The organism is Escherichia sp. 10290, from assembly GCF_030295155.1.
Classification (GTDB): domain Bacteria; phylum Pseudomonadota; class Gammaproteobacteria; order Enterobacterales; family Enterobacteriaceae; genus Escherichia; species Escherichia coli_F.
This window is the reverse complement of sequence record NZ_AP025741.1, coordinates 3,856,892-3,873,050: the sequence shown is the minus strand read 5'-3', so window position 1 is coordinate 3,873,050 and position 16,159 is coordinate 3,856,892. Positions and strand designations below refer to the sequence as shown.

The following is a 16,159-nucleotide window of genomic DNA, read 5'->3' as shown; positions in this document are numbered from 1 at the left end:
TTTTTATCATTTCTGGAAGCAAAATGAGCTCTATCTCCCTGATCCAACCGGATCGCGACCTGTTCTCCTGGCCGCAGTACTGGGCCGCCTGTTTTGGACCGGCACCGTTTTTGCCGATGTCTCGTGAAGAGATGGATCAACTTGGCTGGGATAGCTGCGACATCATTTTGGTTACTGGCGACGCGTATGTCGATCACCCAAGCTTCGGGATGGCGATTTGCGGTCGTATGCTGGAAGCGCAGGGCTTCCGTGTCGGGATCATCGCCCAGCCAGACTGGAGCAGCAAAGACGACTTTATGCGTCTGGGTAAACCGAATCTGTTTTTCGGTGTTACTGCTGGCAACATGGACTCGATGATCAACCGCTATACTGCCGATCGCCGTTTACGTCATGACGATGCCTACACGCCGGATAACGTTGCGGGTAAGCGCCCGGATCGCGCCACACTGGTTTACACCCAACGTTGTAAAGAGGCGTGGAAAGATGTGCCGGTGATCCTCGGCGGTATTGAGGCTAGTTTGCGTCGTACCGCGCATTATGATTACTGGTCTGATACCGTGCGCCGTTCCGTGCTGGTGGATTCCAAAGCCGACATGCTGATGTTCGGTAACGGTGAGCGTCCGCTGGTGGAAGTGGCGCATCGTCTGGCGATGGGTGAGCCGATTAGTGAAATCCGCGATGTGCGTAATACTGCGATTATCGTAAAAGAGGCGTTGCCAGGCTGGAGCGGCGTGGATTCCACCCGTCTCGATACCCCAGGGAAAATCGACCCGATCCCGCATCCGTATGGCGAAGATCTGCCGTGCGCGGATAACAAACCTGTTGCGCCGAAAAAGCAGGAAGCGAAAGCCGTAACCGTGCAGCCGCCGCGCCCGAAACCGTGGGAAAAAACCTACGTATTGCTGCCTTCTTTCGAGAAAGTGAAGGGCGATAAAGTGCTGTACGCCCATGCTTCGCGCATTCTGCACCACGAAACCAACCCTGGCTGCGCCCGCGCATTGATGCAAAAACACGGCGACCGCTATGTGTGGATCAACCCGCCTGCTATCCCGCTTTCTACCGAAGAGATGGACAGCGTCTTTGCGCTGCCGTACAAGCGCGTGCCGCATCCGGCTTACGGTAATGCCCGAATTCCGGCTTACGAAATGATCCGTTTCTCGGTCAACATTATGCGTGGCTGCTTTGGCGGCTGCTCTTTCTGCTCTATTACCGAGCATGAAGGTCGCATTATTCAGAGCCGTTCGGAAGATTCGATCATCAACGAGATTGAAGCGATCCGCGACACCGTGCCAGGCTTTACGGGCGTGATTTCCGATCTCGGTGGGCCAACTGCCAACATGTATATGTTGCGCTGCAAATCGCCGCGCGCCGAGCAGACTTGCCGCCGTTTATCGTGCGTTTACCCGGATATTTGTCCTCATATGGACACTAACCACGAACCGACGATCAACCTCTATCGCCGCGCGCGTGATCTGAAAGGCATTAAAAAGATCCTCATCGCTTCCGGCGTGCGTTATGATATCGCCGTGGAAGATCCGCGCTATATCAAAGAGCTGGCGACCCATCACGTTGGCGGTTATCTGAAGATTGCCCCGGAACATACCGAAGAAGGGCCGTTATCGAAGATGATGAAGCCGGGCATGGGCAGCTATGACCGCTTTAAAGAGCTGTTCGATACTTACTCGAAACAGGCAGGTAAAGAGCAATATCTGATCCCGTATTTCATCTCCGCACACCCGGGTACGCGTGATGAAGATATGGTGAATCTGGCGCTGTGGCTGAAAAAGCATCGCTTCCGTCTCGACCAGGTACAGAACTTCTACCCGTCGCCGTTGGCTAACTCCACCACCATGTATTACACCGGGAAAAACCCGCTGGCGAAGATTGGTTACAAGAGTGAAGACGTCTTCGTACCGAAGGGCGACAAACAGCGTCGTTTGCATAAAGCGTTGTTGCGTTACCACGATCCGGCAAACTGGCCGTTAATCCGTCAGGCGCTGGAAGCGATGGGTAAAAAGCATCTGATTGGCAGCCGTCGTGATTGCTTAGTGCCTGCGCCAACCATTGAAGAGATGCGCGAAGCCCGCCGTCAGAACCGCAATACCCGTCCGGCGTTGACTAAACATACGCCGATGGCGACCCAGCGTCAGACACCTGCTACGGCAAAAAAAGCGTCGTCTACGCCATCTCGCCCGGTGAATGCTGGCGCGAAGAAACGCCCTAAAGCGGTGGCAGGTCGTTAAGTGAAATGTGCCCGGCAGCAATGATGCTGCCGGGAAATTTATAACCTTGGTTTATAAGGACTGTTACGAACGTCTAAGCGGTAATGCGCTCTTGCTGTTTCGTCTTTAACTTGCTGAATTTCCGGACGCAGGGCGTCAATATCCTGTTGCAGTTGATTAATTTTGTTATTCAATGCCTGAATATCATGTTCCAGGTGTTCAATTTTGGCATTGCTGGTACAGCCAGCAAGACACAGCGCCAGCGGAATGGATAAGATAAGTTTGTTCATTATGAATTCCAGAACCGTCATTCCGCATACATACGTAAGCAGCGCAGGCAATCGAAATAGTCCTGGGCGTCAAGGCGCGTATTGGCTCTGTTAGCGTCGGATTTGGCAGCATAGATTTGCGGGCGTAATGCTTTCATATCCTGCTCAAGTCGGGCAATTTTGGCATTTAACGTCTGTACGTTGCTCGCCAGCTGATTGACCTTTTGCTCATTGACGCAGCCGCTGAGCAAGCAGGTTGCCAGAACAACAGCCCCCACGGTGAAAATCGTTTTCATATAGTATTCCCTTTTATTTATTGTTCCGACTAATTGTTATTTAATTCAGCTATTGCTTTAATCTGGCGGCGGTTTTTGCCTCAATTTGCTTAAGTAGGCTGCCGCTGTTCGGGCGGATAAAATCAGCGATTTCCCACTTACCTTCGCGCCGCTGTAAAACCAGTTCTTGCTCTTCGTTGTTGCCATTGGTCAGCGTAAAACGAACATGAATGCGGGCGGAATCGGTGGTTTTCTCCAGGACACGGATTTCATCAACGCGTGAAAATAGCGACTCTTCGCCAAAACAGATCGGATTGTCGTAAATAAATTGCCGTTCTATTTGCATATCTTCATCGGGATTGTTGGCAGTCTTGAAGGTGGTTTTATAGAAGGCATTGACCGCCTGGCGGTAAGAGTCGGAAACCACCCACGTCCACGGCCAGCTATAATCAGCAATATGTTCAAAGAGTTCGGCAACAAAGGCTTCCGGCTGTTCTTTTTGCAACGAAGCTATAGCTACCAGCGTTTTTTCATTCTCGCTATTAACTGCTTGTAAGACGCTGCCATGATTGCTGACAATATCGTCAATGACCCAACGACCATTTTCCGCCACCATTTTCAGTGTCTGCGTGGTCTTTTCTTTATCGTCTTTAAAGATACGAAAGCGCACAACGGCATCGGCATGATCGGCGTCAGGTTGGGTTATCGCTACGCTTTCTAACACCAGATCGCCAAAATCCTGACAATCACAAACTGGATCATAATCCAGCCAGCCAATATTGCCCGGCAGCGTAAGATTGTCGTTCAGGGTAAGCGCCTGTTGAATACGCGCAGAAGTTATCGCTCGCTCTCCGGTTTCACCAAAATAAGGCGTACTGGCATCTGATTTATAGTTCTGATAAATCTGCCGGACTGTTTGTTCTACGGTCTGTGAAGGAGGCTGCGCGTGTACGGTAAAACTTGCCAGGGCTGCTAAAAACAGAAGTATTATTTTCATCTGTTTTTCACCTCTCCGTTGCGTTCATCCCGGATGTAAATGAGTTGTTCCTTTAAGAGCTTCCGGCTCTGCATGATGATGCCCTTATATTTGGCGTTCCTGAACAAGGAAGAGTAACAATGGGCGTGACGCGAGGGGAATAAATGATTTCTGAAAAGTCCGGTAGCGGAACATTACCGCCACCGGAAGAATTTGCGCGTTAGCCGCCGAACTGGTCGGGATCGGGGCCGAGGCGTTTGCCCTGGTCGAGTTTGGCAATTTCACCTAGCTCGTCTTTGTCGAGACGGAAATCCCAGACATCAAAGTTTTCGGCAATACGTGAAGGTGTGACCGATTTCGGGATCACCACCAGGCCGTTATCCAGATGCCAGCGGATAACAATCTGCGCCGGGGTTTTGCCGTATTTATCTGCCAGATCGCGAATGACTTTCTGATCGAAAACGCCTTTCCCTCCTTGCGCTAATGGGCTCCAGGATTCGGTCTGGATTTTGTGTGTCGCGTTCCAGGCGTGAAGCTGGCGTTGCTGCATCAGCGGGTGGAGTTCAATCTGGTTTATCACCGGCGTCACGCCAGTTTCATCAATCAGGCGTTGCAGGTGGTGGATCTGGAAGTTGCACACGCCGATGCTTTTGATTAAGCCCTCTTTTTGCAATTCGATCATGCCCTTCCATGCTTCGACATAATGGTCGATAGCAGGAACGGGCCAGTGCATTAAGTAAAGGTCGACATAATCAAGCTGGAGTTTTTTCAGGCTGTCGAGCAGGGCTTCGCGGGGGCGCTTGTGGTCGTCGTTCCACAGTTTAGTGGTGATGAACAGTTCTTCTCTGTTAACTGAGGCATTTTTCAGGGCTTTGCCGACACCTTCTTCGTTCTTATAGGCCGCGGCGGTATCAATCGAGCGATAACCCACGTCTAACGCTTTTTGAATGGCAGTGATTACTTCCTCATTACTTGCTTGCCAGACGCCCAGTCCCAGCTGGGGCATGACATTGCCATCCTGTAGCTTAATAACGGTTGGATTAGCCATACGTTCCTCCTTTATATGAACTCACCGGAGCTGGCTCCGGTGAGGTGTTGTGAACTTAAGTCTGGACGAAATGCCCGAAAACGAAAGTTTGAGGCGTAAAAAGCTTAGCGGGCGGCTTCGTATATGCGGCGGCTGACATCCAGCGTAATGTCATGATTTTCACCCAGTTGGGTCATACCGTGCTCTTCCAGTTTTTTCAACAAAGCCGGGATGGAGCTGCCGTCCAGACCGTAGTCGGAGAGGTGGGTCGGCACGCCTAATTGCTCAAAGAAATTGCGGGTTGCGGCAATCGCGGCGTCAATACGCTCATCGTCAGAACCTTCTGTGATGTTCCAGACGCGTTCAGCATATTGCAGCAGTTTAGCGCGTTTAGTGTCGCGTTTCTCATTCCACAGTGCAGGCAGGACGATAGCCAGCGTTTGCGCGTGATCCAGACCGTGCATCGCAGTCAGTTCGTGGCCCAGCATATGCGTTGCCCAATCCTGGGGTACACCTGCGCCAATTAAACCGTTCAGCGCCTGAGTCGCCGCCCACATAACGTTGGCGCGTACATCGTAGTTTTCTGGCTCTTTCAGGGCTTTCGGACCATCTTCGATCAGCGTCAGCAAAATGCCTTCTGCGAAACGGTCCTGAATTTTGGCATCAACCGGTTTGGTAACATACTGTTCCACGGTGTGCACAAAGGCATCCACTACACCGTTAGCCACCTGACGCGGCGGCAGAGTGTAGGTATAAACCGGATCGAGCACGGCAAATACCGGCTGAACATGGGCAGAATGGAACGCCTGCTTGTCGCCTGTAGTTTTACGGGAGATGACCGCACCTGCGTTGGATTCTGAACCGGTTGCTGGCAGCGTCAGCACACAGCCCATCGGGATGGCGCTTTTAATCTCTTTACCGCCCGTTTGTAGAATGTGCCACGGATCGATATTTTCCGGATAATTAGCCGCTGCGGCGATAAATTTGGTGCCGTCCAGTACAGAACCGCCGCCAACCGCCAGCAGGAAAGTCACTTTTTGTTCGCGAACCAGTTTCACGGCATTCATCAGCGTTTCATAAGCCGGGTTTGGCTCAATACCGCCAAATTCCAGCACGTCCATGCCTTTCAGGGCATCCAGAACTTGATCGAGAACGCCGGTTTTTTTCACGCTGCCGCCGCCGTAGGTAATCAATACGCGAGCATCGTGAGGAATTTGTTCGCGTAAACCAGCGATTGCGCCTTTACCAAAAAGAATGCGGGTTGGGGTGTGCAGATTAAAGTTGTTCATTACTTGCTCCCTTTGCTGGGTCAATATGAGGGCAGAGATCGGTCTGCCTGATGTTTTTCATTGTGGTCGCCAGCGCCTTACCTCTCAATGCTCATTTCTGCCAATGTCTTGCCTATTTCTCCAGAGTGCTGGAGAAATGCGACAAAATTGCGCACAATCAAATTGCCGCATTATTCCTAAGAAATTACGCGATATGAAACGTGAAGAGATTTGCCGCTTGCTGGCGGGTAAAGTTAATAAACTGAAAAATAAAGAAAATAGTTTGTCAGAGCTATTGCCCGATGTGCGTTTGTTGTATGGCGAGACGCCTTTCGCACGTACGCCGGTGATGTACGAGCCCGGCATCATAATTCTCTTTTCTGGGCATAAAATCGGTTATATCAATGAACGCGTGTTTCGTTATGATGCCAATGAATATCTGCTGCTGACGGTGCCGTTGCCGTTTGAGTGCGAAACTTATGCCACGTCAGAGGTACCGCTGGCAGGGTTGCGTCTCAATGTCGATGTTTTGCAGTTACAAGAGCTGTTGATGGACATTGGCGAAGATGAGCATTTTCGGCCGTCGATGGCAGCCAGCGGGATTAACTCTGCCACGTTATCAGAAGAGATTTTATGTGCGGCGGAGCGGTTACTCGATGTGATGGAGCGACCGCTGGATGCGCGTATTCTCGGCAAACAGATCATCCGCGAAATTCTGTACTACGTGCTGACCGGACCTTGCGGCGGCGCGTTACTGGCGCTGGTCAGTCGCCAGACTCACTTCAGCCTGATTAGTCGAGTGCTGAAACGAATTGAGAATAAATACACCGAAAACCTGAGCGTCGAGCAACTGGCGGCAGAAGCCAACATGAGCGTATCGGCGTTCCACCATAATTTTAAGTCTGTCACTAGCACCTCGCCGTTGCAGTATTTGAAGAATTACCGTCTGCATAAGGCGCGGATGATGATTATCCACGACGGCATGAAGGCCAGTGCAGCAGCGATGCGCGTCGGCTACGAAAGCGCGTCGCAATTTAGCCGTGAGTTTAAACGTTACTTTGGTGTGACACCGGGGGAGGATGCGGCAAGAATGCGGGCGATGCAGGGGAGTTAAATGCGTTCCCGGTACCGCAACCGGGAACGGGGGAAATTGTCAGGCGTTACAGTATTTCTTTTTAATCACCACAAACAGCGTGCCTAACAAGCCTGCAGTTAACAAGGCAATCGGCAGGATCATCAGGAATGTCATTACCTGATCTTCATGCCGTTTAACGAACGGAATCATGCTTAAGGCATAGCCGAAACTAGTTACTACGCTGACCCACAGCAATCCGCTTAGCCAGTTGAAAAACTGGAAGCGGCGGTTTGGCAGACCGGAAATACCCGCCATGGTTGGCAACAGCGTACGGACAAATGCGAGAAAACGTCCAGCCAGCAGCGCCAGCAGACCGTGACGGTCAAACATACAGGTAGCACGCTGGTGATATTTGGCAGGAAGCTGTGCCAGCCAGCCTTTCACCGTTTTAGTATTCCCTAACCAGCGCCCCTGAATATAACTTAACCAGCAGCCCAAACTTGCTGCGGCGGTCAGAATCGCAATCGTTGGCAGAAAATCCATAACCCCCTGAGCAATCAATGCGCCTGCCAGTATCAACAAGCTGTCGCCTGGCAAAAATGAGGCGGGCAGCAGGCCGTTTTCTAAAAACAGCGTGGCAAACATGACAAAGTAAACAACGCTAACAATATGAGGATCCGCCAGCGCGGCAAAGTCGTGTTGCCAGAGCGCAGCGATGATATCTTGAATAACAGCCATGGACTTTCCTGTGGAACAGCGTTTAAGCCTTTATCTGCCTATTGTACTCCTGAATCACCCGGGACGCCTTGATCCCGGACGCAACAATTTAAGACTTTTCACAATTAAATGTCTGCAAATTTGTCCAAACTGGCAACATTACACAATTCGCGCAAAACCGGCGTCCAGATCGGCAATCAAATCATCGACATCTTCCAGACCAATATGCAGGCGAATCAAGGTCCCGCTAAAATCGATCTCGCCTTGCGGGCGAATGGCGGCGATATGTTCTGGTTGATTTGCCAGGATCAACGATTCATACCCGCCCCACGAGTAGGCCATGCTGAATAAACTGAAGTTATCCAGATAGTTCGCCAGCTCTTCATCATTGAGTTTTTTCTTAAGCACAAAGGAAAATAGCCCGCTGCTACCTGTAAAGTCTCGTTGCCAGAATTCGTGACCTTTACTGCCAGGCAGAGCAGGGTGGTTAACTCGCGCTACTTGCGGATGTTCCGCCAGCCATTCAGCTACTTTCAGGCTACTTTCGTGATGTTGACGCAGGCGAACACCCAAAGTGCGCAGGCCACGACTGGTTATATAGGCGGTATCGGCATCGACCATCTGCCCCATCAGATAGGCATTCTCCCGTAGCTGCTCCCAGCAACGGGCATTGCATACGGCAGTACCAATCATCGCATCTGAATGCCCAACCAGATATTTGGTAGCGGCCTGAATGGAAACATCAATGCCAAAATCCAGCGCCTTAAACAGCACGCCGGCCGCCCAGGTGTTATCGATCATAATGATGGCATCTGGCACTACACTGCGCACGGCGGCAACAATCGCCGGAACGTCGTGGACTTCCATGGTGATGGAGCCCGGCGATTCCAGAAATACAATTTTAGTGTTTGGCTGCAGATGTTTAACAATATTCGCGCCAATCAGCGGATCAAACCACGATGTCGTTACGCCCAGTTTGCTGAGGATTTTGCTACAGAAATCCTGACTCGGTTCATAGGCGGTGTTGGTCATCAACACATGATCGCCCTGTTCGACAAAAGCAAGAATGGAATTAGCAACCGCTGCTGCTCCGCAGGGGAACAGCACGCAGCCTGCGCCACCTTCCAGTTCGCACATCGCTTCTTGTAAGGAGAAATGGGTTAACGTTCCGCGCCGTCCATAAAACAACTCGCCATTGGCGCGATTGCGCGTCGCGTGTTTTTTGGCTTCCACACTGTCAAAGACCAGCGAAGAAGCGCGCTGAATCACGCTATTTACCGCGCCGAGAGTGTATTTTTTGCTGCGTCCTGCGTTGACCAGTTGAGTATCAAGCTTTTTGTCCGCCATCTCGGGATTCCTGTTTTTATACGTCTGGATGTCTAAACTAGCATGAATATTCGCGGGCGCATCCTGAAGAATTAGCATAAAGCAGAAAATTTTCGCAAATGGCGTGCTGGTGACTTTTTTACTGCGTAAACGCAAGGAAAAGAAAACAAAGGTACGGCAGTATGCAAATAGTAATGAGAACGACTATCAATTCGACGTCGTTTTGATATTATTATGCGCAGATTTTGTGATTTGCGTCCTGGAGATACACAGTGGGTAATAATTTAATGCAGACGGATCTTTCCGTCTGGGGTATGTATCAGCACGCCGATATTGTCGTTAAGTGCGTGATGATTGGGCTTATTTTGGCCTCCGTAGTCACCTGGGCAATCTTCTTCAGTAAGAGCGTTGAGTTCTTCAATCAGAAGCGTCGCCTGAAACGCGAACAGCAACTGCTGGCCCAAGCGCGTTCCTTGAACCAGGCCAACGATATCGCCGCTGATTTTGGTAGCAAAAGCTTAAGCCTGCATTTGCTCAATGAAGCGCAGGATGAGCTGGAACTGTCAGAAGGCAGCGACGATAACGAAGGTATTAAAGAACGTACCAGCTTCCGTCTGGAGCGTCGGGTCGCCGCCGTGGGGCGTCAAATGGGCCGCGGTAACGGCTACCTTGCAACCATCGGCGCGATTTCGCCGTTTGTGGGCCTCTTTGGTACGGTCTGGGGCATCATGAACAGCTTTATCGGTATTGCGCAAACGCAGACCACTAATCTGGCTGTCGTTGCGCCGGGTATCGCAGAAGCTCTGTTAGCAACGGCAATCGGCCTCGTGGCAGCGATTCCGGCGGTCGTTATCTATAACGTATTTGCACGTCAGATTGGCGGCTTTAAAGCGATGCTGGGTGATGTCGCAGCGCAGGTATTATTGCTGCAAAGTCGTGACCTGGATCTGGAAGCCAGCGCCGCTGCGCATCCGGTTCGTGTCGCCCAAAAATTACGCGCAGGATAATGTTCGATGGCAATGCATCTTAACGAAAACCTCGACGATAACGGCGAAATGCATGATATCAACGTGACGCCGTTTATCGACGTGATGTTGGTTCTGCTGATTATCTTTATGGTGGCAGCGCCGTTAGCGACGGTAGATGTGAAGGTGAACTTGCCTGCTTCTACCAGCACGCCGCAGCCTCGTCCGGAAAAACCGGTTTATCTGTCGGTGAAGGCGGACAACTCGATGTTTATCGGTAACGAGCCGGTCACCGATGAAACAATGGTTACAGCGCTGAATGCGTTAACCGAAGGTAAGAAAGACACCACTATCTTCTTCCGTGCGGATAAAACTGTCGATTACGAGACGTTGATGAAGGTAATGGATAAGCTGCATCAGGCAGGTTACCTGAAGATTGGTCTGGTTGGCGAAGAAACAGCCAAAGCGAAGTAAAGAGAATTGCCTGATGCGCTACGCTTATCAGACCTACATAATATATTGCAACATATTGAATTTGCATGACATGTAGGCCGGATAAGGCGTTTAGACCGCATCCGGCAAGAGTTAAATGCATAATGATGCCCGGTTGCTTTTCGCAACCGGGCATTTTTTTAGCCTAAATGTTCGCCGCCGCACACGCCGTGTACTTCTGCAGTGACATAGCTCGACTCCTGACTTGCCAGATAAACATACACTGGGGCCAGCTCCGCCGGTTGTCCTGCACGTTTCATTGGTGTTTGCTGACCAAACTGCGGGATCTTATCCTGCGTCTGTCCACCGGAAATTTGCAGTGCTGTCCAGATCGGGCCTGGCGCAACAATATTCACCCGAATACCTTTCTCCGCGACCTGTTTTGCCAGGCCTCGGCTGTAGTTCAGAATCGCCGCCTTCGTAGCCGCATAGTCCAGTAAATGCGGGCTTGGCTGGTATGCCTGGATTGACGAAGTGGTGATGATACTGGCACCTTTCGGTAGCAGGGGGATCGCTTCCTGGGTTAGCCAGAACAGCGCGAAAACGTTAATGGCAAAGGTCTTTTGAAACTGTTCGCTGGTGAGGTCTGCAATATCAGGAATGGCAACCTGTTTCCCGGCGACCAGCGCCATAATATCCAGCCCGCCTAACGCCTTGTGCGCTTCGTGAACCAGCGAACGGGCGAATTTCTCATCGCTTAAATCGCCTGGCAGCAGGACGGCTTTGCGTCCACATTCTTCAATGATCTTTTTCACATCCTGAGCGTCTTCTTCTTCCACGGGAAGATAACTGATCGCTACGTCAGCGCCTTCACGCGCGTAAGCGATGGCGGCAGCACGACCGATTCCGGAATCGCCCCCTGTCACCAGTGCCTTACGATCTTTCAGGCGACCGCTACCAACATAGGTTTTCTCGCCGCAATCCGGCACTGGTGTCATCTTCGCCTGGATGCCTGGCGTCGGTTGTTTCTGTTTGGGATATTCACCAGTGTAATACTGCGTGGTCGGGTCTTTTAAATGAGACATCGCTTTTCTCCCTTCAGGTTCAACGTCCTTTAAGGGTAGACGCTCTCGATGCGTTGATAAGGGAACCAGGAAAATCCCTAAACCTCAGAATTATGCGACAAAGGTTTAACGGATATGTTTATTTGCTGTTGCGTGCTGTTTACTCAATTGCGATATACTGTTGCCCGTTTTAACTACACGACAGGAATGTATGGAACGTTTTCTTGAAAATGCAATGTATGCTTCTCGCTGGCTGCTTGCCCCCGTGTACTTTGGCCTTTCGCTGGCGTTAGTTGCTCTGGCGCTGAAGTTCTTCCAGGAGATTATTCACGTACTGCCGAATATCTTCTCGATGGCGGAATCAGATTTGATCCTCGTGTTGCTGTCGCTGGTGGATATGACGCTGGTTGGCGGTTTGCTGGTGATGGTGATGTTTTCCGGTTATGAGAATTTCGTCTCGCAGCTTGATATCTCCGAGAACAAAGAGAAGCTGAACTGGCTGGGGAAAATGGACGCAACGTCGCTGAAAAACAAAGTAGCAGCGTCGATTGTGGCAATTTCTTCCATTCACTTACTGCGCGTCTTTATGGATGCGAAAAATGTCCCTGATAACAAACTGATGTGGTACGTCATTATCCATCTGACGTTTGTGCTCTCTGCATTTGTGATGGGCTATCTTGACCGACTGACTCGTCATAATCACTGATCTGATTCGGGCGCGGTTCTCGCGCCCGTTATTAACAGGTCATTTATCGGAAGACGCCTGCCACAGATTCAGCTCGCCATCGGCGATATGCTGATCAATCTGCGCCAGCTCCTCGGTGCTAAATGTCAGATTATTCAGCGCCTGGACGTTCTCTTCCAGTTGCTCCGCGCGGCTGGCACCAATCAATACCGACGTCACTCGCTCATCTTTCAGCAACCAGCTTAACGCCATTTGTGCCATTGATTGTCCACGCTGCTGTGCCATTTCATTCAATAACCGCAGGCTGTTGAGGTTGGCTTCGGTGAGCATTTTCGGCGTCAGACCACGAACTTTATTCCCTTCACGATGCATCCGTGAATCTTGCGGAATACCGTTGAGATATTTTCCGGTCAGCAATCCCTGAGCCAGAGGAGTAAAGGCAATGCAGCCCACGCCGTTATGTTGCAGGGTATCCAGCAGGCCGCTTTTATCCACCCAGCGGTTCAGTAAATTGTACGAAGGTTGATGAATTAACAGCGGAATTTTCCACTCGCGCAGCAACTCGACCATTTTTTGCGTCCGCTCTGGCGAGTAAGAGGAGATCCCGACATAAAGCGCCTTACCGCTTTGTACCGCATGAGCCAGCGCAGAGGCGGTTTCTTCCATCGGCGTATTTTCATCGACGCGATGAGAGTAAAAGATATCGACATACTCAAGCCCCATCCGCTTCAGGCTTTGGTCGAGGCTGGCGAGCAGGTATTTACGTGAGCCGCCAGAGCCGTACGGGCCGGGCCACATATCGTAGCCAGCTTTGGTAGAGATAATCAGTTCATCGCGATAAGCGGCAAAATCCTCCCGCAGCAGGCGACCAAAGTTCTCTTCTGCGCTTCCTGGAGGCGGCCCGTAATTGTTGGCTAAATCAAAGTGCGTAATGCCCAAATCAAACGCTTTGCGCAGGATCGCACGCTGTGATTCCAGTGCGTTAACGTGACCGAAATTGTGCCATAAACCGAGCGATAACGCGGGCAGGCGTAAACCGCTTTTTCCGCAATAGCGGTATTGCATCTGCCCGTAACGTTCGGGATTCGCTAACCAGACCATGACCTCTCCTTTCCACCATTCAATTTCGAAACAATGTTTCCAGTTTAGCGATTTACCAGGGGGGATCCCGTAGCATCGCTCACAGTGTGACGAAAAACTGGGCAAAAACACGTGCTTATGCTTTGCTTAAAAAAACACCAATTGAGGAGTGCAATGATGCCGCGTCTGACCGCTAAAGACTTCCCACAAGAGTTGCTGGATTACTACGACTATTACGCTCACGGGAAAATTTCGAAACGTGAGTTCCTCAACCTTGCGGCGAAGTATGCGGTGGGCGGGATGACGGCATTAGCGTTGTTTGATTTGCTCAAGCCAAATTATGCGCTGGCGACTCAGGTAGAGTTTACCGACCCGGAAATTGTTGCTGAGTACATCACGTATTCTTCGCCAAATGGTCACGGCGAGGTACGGGGTTATCTGGTGAAGCCCGCAAAGATGAGCGGCAAAACGCCAGCCGTGGTGGTGGTGCATGAGAATCGTGGACTGAATCCGTATATCGAAGATGTGGCACGGCGAGTAGCGAAGGCGGGGTATATCGCCCTGGCACCTGACGGCTTAAGTTCCGTTGGAGGTTATCCGGGTAATGATGATAAAGGTCGTGAGCTGCAACAGCAGGTTGATCCAACCAAACTGATGAATGATTTCTTTGCCGCAATTGAGTTTATGCAACGCTATCCGCAAGCGACAGGCAAAGTGGGTATTACCGGATTTTGCTATGGCGGTGGTGTATCGAACGCGGCGGCTGTCGCGTATCCGGAACTGGCCTGCGCGGTGCCGTTTTATGGTCGTCAGGCACCCACTGCCGATGTGGCGAAGATTGAAGCGCCTTTACTGCTCCACTACGCGGAACTGGATACCCGAATCAACGAGGGCTGGCCCGCTTACGAGGCGGCGTTGAAAGCCAATAATAAGGTCTATGAGGCGTATATCTATCCGGGGGTTAATCACGGATTCCATAATGATTCCACGCCCCGTTATGACAAATCTGCCGCCGATCTTGCCTGGCAAAGGACGCTGAAATGGTTCGATAAATATCTCTCCTGATAGGTTTATCTCTTACGGGATTACGTCTTAAACAAGCATGAAAAAATAGCGTGCGCAAAAGTCGTTCTTTGCCTAAAATATCGCTATATATGACAATATATAGCGAATGAGGTGAACGATGAATAACCATTTTGGTAAAGGCTTAATGGCGGGATTAAAAGCAACGCATGCCGACAGTGTGGTTAATGTGACAAAATACTGTGCCGATTATAAACGCGGTTTTGTATTAGGCTACTCACACCAGATGTACGAAAAGACCGGAGATCGCCAGCTTAGCGCCTGGGAAGCGGGTATTCTGACGCGCCGCTATGGACTGGATAAAGAGATGGTAATGGATTTCTTTCGTGAGAATAATTCCTGTTCTACGTTGCGCTTTTTTATGGCCGGTTATCGCCTCGAAAATTGATCAAACATACGTATTATCTTGCTTTAATTAATTACACTAATGCTTATTCCCTTCGTTTTAGTGCCCCGCCGCAGTATCATGATATCGATAACCATAATAAATGTGTGGTAAATGGCGCATCGATCGCATTATTGATTTTGCGATTGAGGCAAAATATATGCCAGGTCTTCGCAACGGAATAACTATAAATGACTGGAGATAACACCCTCATCCATTCTCACGGCATTAACCGTCGTGATTTCATGAAGCTTTGTGCAGCATTAGCCGCCACCATGGGGTTAAGTAGCAAAGCCGCTGCAGAGATGGCCGAATCGGTTACTAACCCGCAGCGTCCGCCAGTTATCTGGATTGGCGCGCAGGAGTGCACCGGTTGTACGGAATCTCTGCTTCGTGCAACGCATCCAACGGTAGAAAACCTCGTGCTGGAGACTATCTCTCTGGAGTATCACGAAGTGCTTTCCGCCGCCTTCGGTCATCAGGTCGAAGAGAACAAACATAACGCTCTCGAGAAGTACAAAGGGCAGTATGTGTTAGTGGTGGATGGCTCCATCCCATTAAAAGATAATGGTATTTATTGCATGGTTGCCGGTGAGCCGATTGTGGATCACATCCGCAAAGCGGCGGAAGGCGCAGCAGCCATTATCGCTATCGGTTCCTGCTCTGCGTGGGGCGGTGTTGCCGCAGCTGGAGTTAACCCAACTGGCGCAGTCAGCCTGCAAGAAGTTCTACCGGGCAAAACCGTTATCAACATTCCAGGTTGCCCGCCGAACCCGCACAACTTCCTCGCGACCGTTGCGCACATCATCACTTACGGCAAACCGCCGAAACTGGATGACAAAAACCGTCCGACTTTCGCCTATGGCCGTCTGATTCACGAACACTGCGAACGCCGCCCGCACTTCGATGCTGGTCGTTTTGCCAAAGAGTTCGGTGATGAAGGCCACCGCGAAGGCTGGTGCCTGTACCACCTCGGCTGTAAAGGGCCAGAAACTTACGGCAACTGCTCAACGCTGCAATTCTGCGATGTTGGTGGTGTGTGGCCGGTGGCGATTGGTCACCCGTGCTATGGCTGTAACGAAGAAGGTATCGGCTTCCATAAAGGCATCCATCAGCTTGCCAACGTCGAAAACCAGACTCCGCGTTCGCAGAAACCGGATGTTAACGCTAAAGAGGGCGGCAACGTCTCTGCGGGCGCTATCGGTTTGCTCGGCGGTGTGGTTGGGCTGGTTGCCGGTGTCAGCGTGATGGCGGTGCGTGAACTGGGTCGTCAGCAAAAGAAAGATAACGCTGACTCACGGGGAGAATAA

At 50.9% G+C, this 16,159-nt stretch carries 17 protein-coding genes; 8 read left to right on the top strand and 9 right to left on the bottom strand.

What is annotated here, in order from left to right; translation table 11 throughout:
* The first annotated feature begins 23 nt into the window (after positions 1 to 23).
* Positions 24 to 2,243: a YgiQ family radical SAM protein gene (locus QUE74_RS19570; RefSeq protein ID WP_000095185.1), complete on the top strand. Its 2,220-nt coding sequence runs from the start codon at positions 24 to 26 to the stop codon at positions 2,241 to 2,243.
* A 38-nt stretch (positions 2,244 to 2,281) separates the two neighbouring features.
* Here the strand turns inward: QUE74_RS19570 and QUE74_RS19565 are convergent, their stop codons facing one another.
* The 5 genes from QUE74_RS19565 to yqhD all read right to left on the bottom strand — a co-directional run bounded on the left by QUE74_RS19565 (position 2,282) and on the right by yqhD (position 6,058).
* Positions 2,282 to 2,512 (bottom strand): LPP leucine zipper domain-containing protein, encoded by a 231-nt coding sequence (locus QUE74_RS19565; protein ID WP_001037461.1) that lies wholly within the window; start codon positions 2,510 to 2,512, stop codon positions 2,282 to 2,284.
* A 17-nt stretch (positions 2,513 to 2,529) separates the two neighbouring features.
* Positions 2,530 to 2,787 carry a lipoprotein YqhH gene (yqhH, locus tag QUE74_RS19560; RefSeq protein ID WP_000848523.1) on the bottom strand — a complete coding sequence of 86 codons (258 nt, stop codon included), beginning with the start codon at positions 2,785 to 2,787 and terminating at the stop codon, positions 2,530 to 2,532.
* Between the two features lie 49 nt (positions 2,788 to 2,836).
* On the bottom strand, positions 2,837 to 3,763 hold the full coding sequence (locus QUE74_RS19555; protein ID WP_000691637.1) for a YqhG/Tai3 family protein: 927 nt from the start codon (positions 3,761 to 3,763) through the stop codon (positions 2,837 to 2,839).
* Between the two features lie 199 nt (positions 3,764 to 3,962).
* Positions 3,963 to 4,790 (bottom strand): 2,5-didehydrogluconate reductase DkgA, encoded by an 828-nt coding sequence (dkgA, locus tag QUE74_RS19550; RefSeq protein WP_000013131.1) that lies wholly within the window; start codon positions 4,788 to 4,790, stop codon positions 3,963 to 3,965.
* Positions 4,791 to 4,894: 104 nt separating this feature from the next.
* A complete protein-coding gene (yqhD, locus tag QUE74_RS19545; protein ID WP_001058802.1) occupies positions 4,895 to 6,058 on the bottom strand; it encodes an alcohol dehydrogenase in 1,164 nt (387 codons plus the stop codon).
* 193 nt (positions 6,059 to 6,251) lie between these two features.
* Here yqhD and yqhC point away from each other — a divergent pair, with 193 nt between their 5' ends.
* The gene (gene yqhC / locus QUE74_RS19540) at positions 6,252 to 7,151 is read left to right on the top strand and encodes a DNA-binding transcriptional regulator YqhC (protein WP_001332907.1); all 900 of its coding nucleotides are present in this window, start codon (positions 6,252 to 6,254) and stop codon (positions 7,149 to 7,151) included.
* Between the two features lie 39 nt (positions 7,152 to 7,190).
* Here the strand turns inward: yqhC and yghB are convergent, their stop codons facing one another.
* Both yghB and metC read right to left on the bottom strand, forming a co-directional pair.
* Entirely contained in the window at positions 7,191 to 7,850 is a 660-nt protein-coding gene (gene yghB, locus QUE74_RS19535) for a DedA family general envelope maintenance protein YghB (RefSeq protein ID WP_000268419.1), read from the bottom strand.
* Between the two features lie 138 nt (positions 7,851 to 7,988).
* Positions 7,989 to 9,176 carry a cystathionine beta-lyase gene (gene metC / locus QUE74_RS19530; RefSeq protein WP_001354971.1) on the bottom strand — a complete coding sequence of 396 codons (1,188 nt, stop codon included), beginning with the start codon at positions 9,174 to 9,176 and terminating at the stop codon, positions 7,989 to 7,991.
* Between the two features lie 251 nt (positions 9,177 to 9,427).
* Here metC and exbB point away from each other — a divergent pair, with 251 nt between their 5' ends.
* Both exbB and exbD read left to right on the top strand, forming a co-directional pair.
* On the top strand, positions 9,428 to 10,162 hold the full coding sequence (gene exbB / locus QUE74_RS19525) for a tol-pal system-associated acyl-CoA thioesterase (RefSeq protein WP_000527851.1): 735 nt from the start codon (positions 9,428 to 9,430) through the stop codon (positions 10,160 to 10,162).
* A gap of 6 nt (positions 10,163 to 10,168) precedes the next feature.
* On the top strand, positions 10,169 to 10,594 hold the full coding sequence (gene exbD / locus QUE74_RS19520) for a TonB system transport protein ExbD (RefSeq protein ID WP_001240715.1): 426 nt from the start codon (positions 10,169 to 10,171) through the stop codon (positions 10,592 to 10,594).
* A 158-nt stretch (positions 10,595 to 10,752) separates the two neighbouring features.
* On the opposite strand, the gene yghA is transcribed toward exbD, so the two are convergent.
* Positions 10,753 to 11,637 (bottom strand): NADP(+)-dependent aldehyde reductase, encoded by an 885-nt coding sequence (yghA, locus tag QUE74_RS19515; protein WP_000018760.1) that lies wholly within the window; start codon positions 11,635 to 11,637, stop codon positions 10,753 to 10,755.
* Positions 11,638 to 11,827: 190 nt separating this feature from the next.
* On the opposite strand from yghA, the gene QUE74_RS19510 reads away from it, so the two are divergent.
* A complete protein-coding gene (locus tag QUE74_RS19510; protein ID WP_000439331.1) occupies positions 11,828 to 12,322 on the top strand; it encodes a TIGR00645 family protein in 495 nt (164 codons plus the stop codon).
* Between the two features lie 39 nt (positions 12,323 to 12,361).
* On the opposite strand, the gene gpr is transcribed toward QUE74_RS19510, so the two are convergent.
* The gene (gpr, locus tag QUE74_RS19505) at positions 12,362 to 13,402 is read right to left on the bottom strand and encodes an L-glyceraldehyde 3-phosphate reductase (protein ID WP_000262163.1); all 1,041 of its coding nucleotides are present in this window, start codon (positions 13,400 to 13,402) and stop codon (positions 12,362 to 12,364) included.
* Between the two features lie 156 nt (positions 13,403 to 13,558).
* On the opposite strand from gpr, the gene yghX reads away from it, so the two are divergent.
* The 3 genes from yghX to hybO all read left to right on the top strand — a co-directional run bounded on the left by yghX (position 13,559) and on the right by hybO (position 16,159).
* Positions 13,559 to 14,446 (top strand): YghX family hydrolase, encoded by an 888-nt coding sequence (yghX, locus tag QUE74_RS19500; RefSeq protein WP_001360974.1) that lies wholly within the window; start codon positions 13,559 to 13,561, stop codon positions 14,444 to 14,446.
* 118 nt (positions 14,447 to 14,564) lie between these two features.
* Entirely contained in the window at positions 14,565 to 14,852 is a 288-nt protein-coding gene (yghW, locus tag QUE74_RS19495) for a DUF2623 family protein YghW (RefSeq protein ID WP_001059140.1), read from the top strand.
* A 188-nt stretch (positions 14,853 to 15,040) separates the two neighbouring features.
* On the top strand, positions 15,041 to 16,159 hold the full coding sequence (hybO, locus tag QUE74_RS19490) for a hydrogenase 2 small subunit (protein WP_000145410.1): 1,119 nt from the start codon (positions 15,041 to 15,043) through the stop codon (positions 16,157 to 16,159).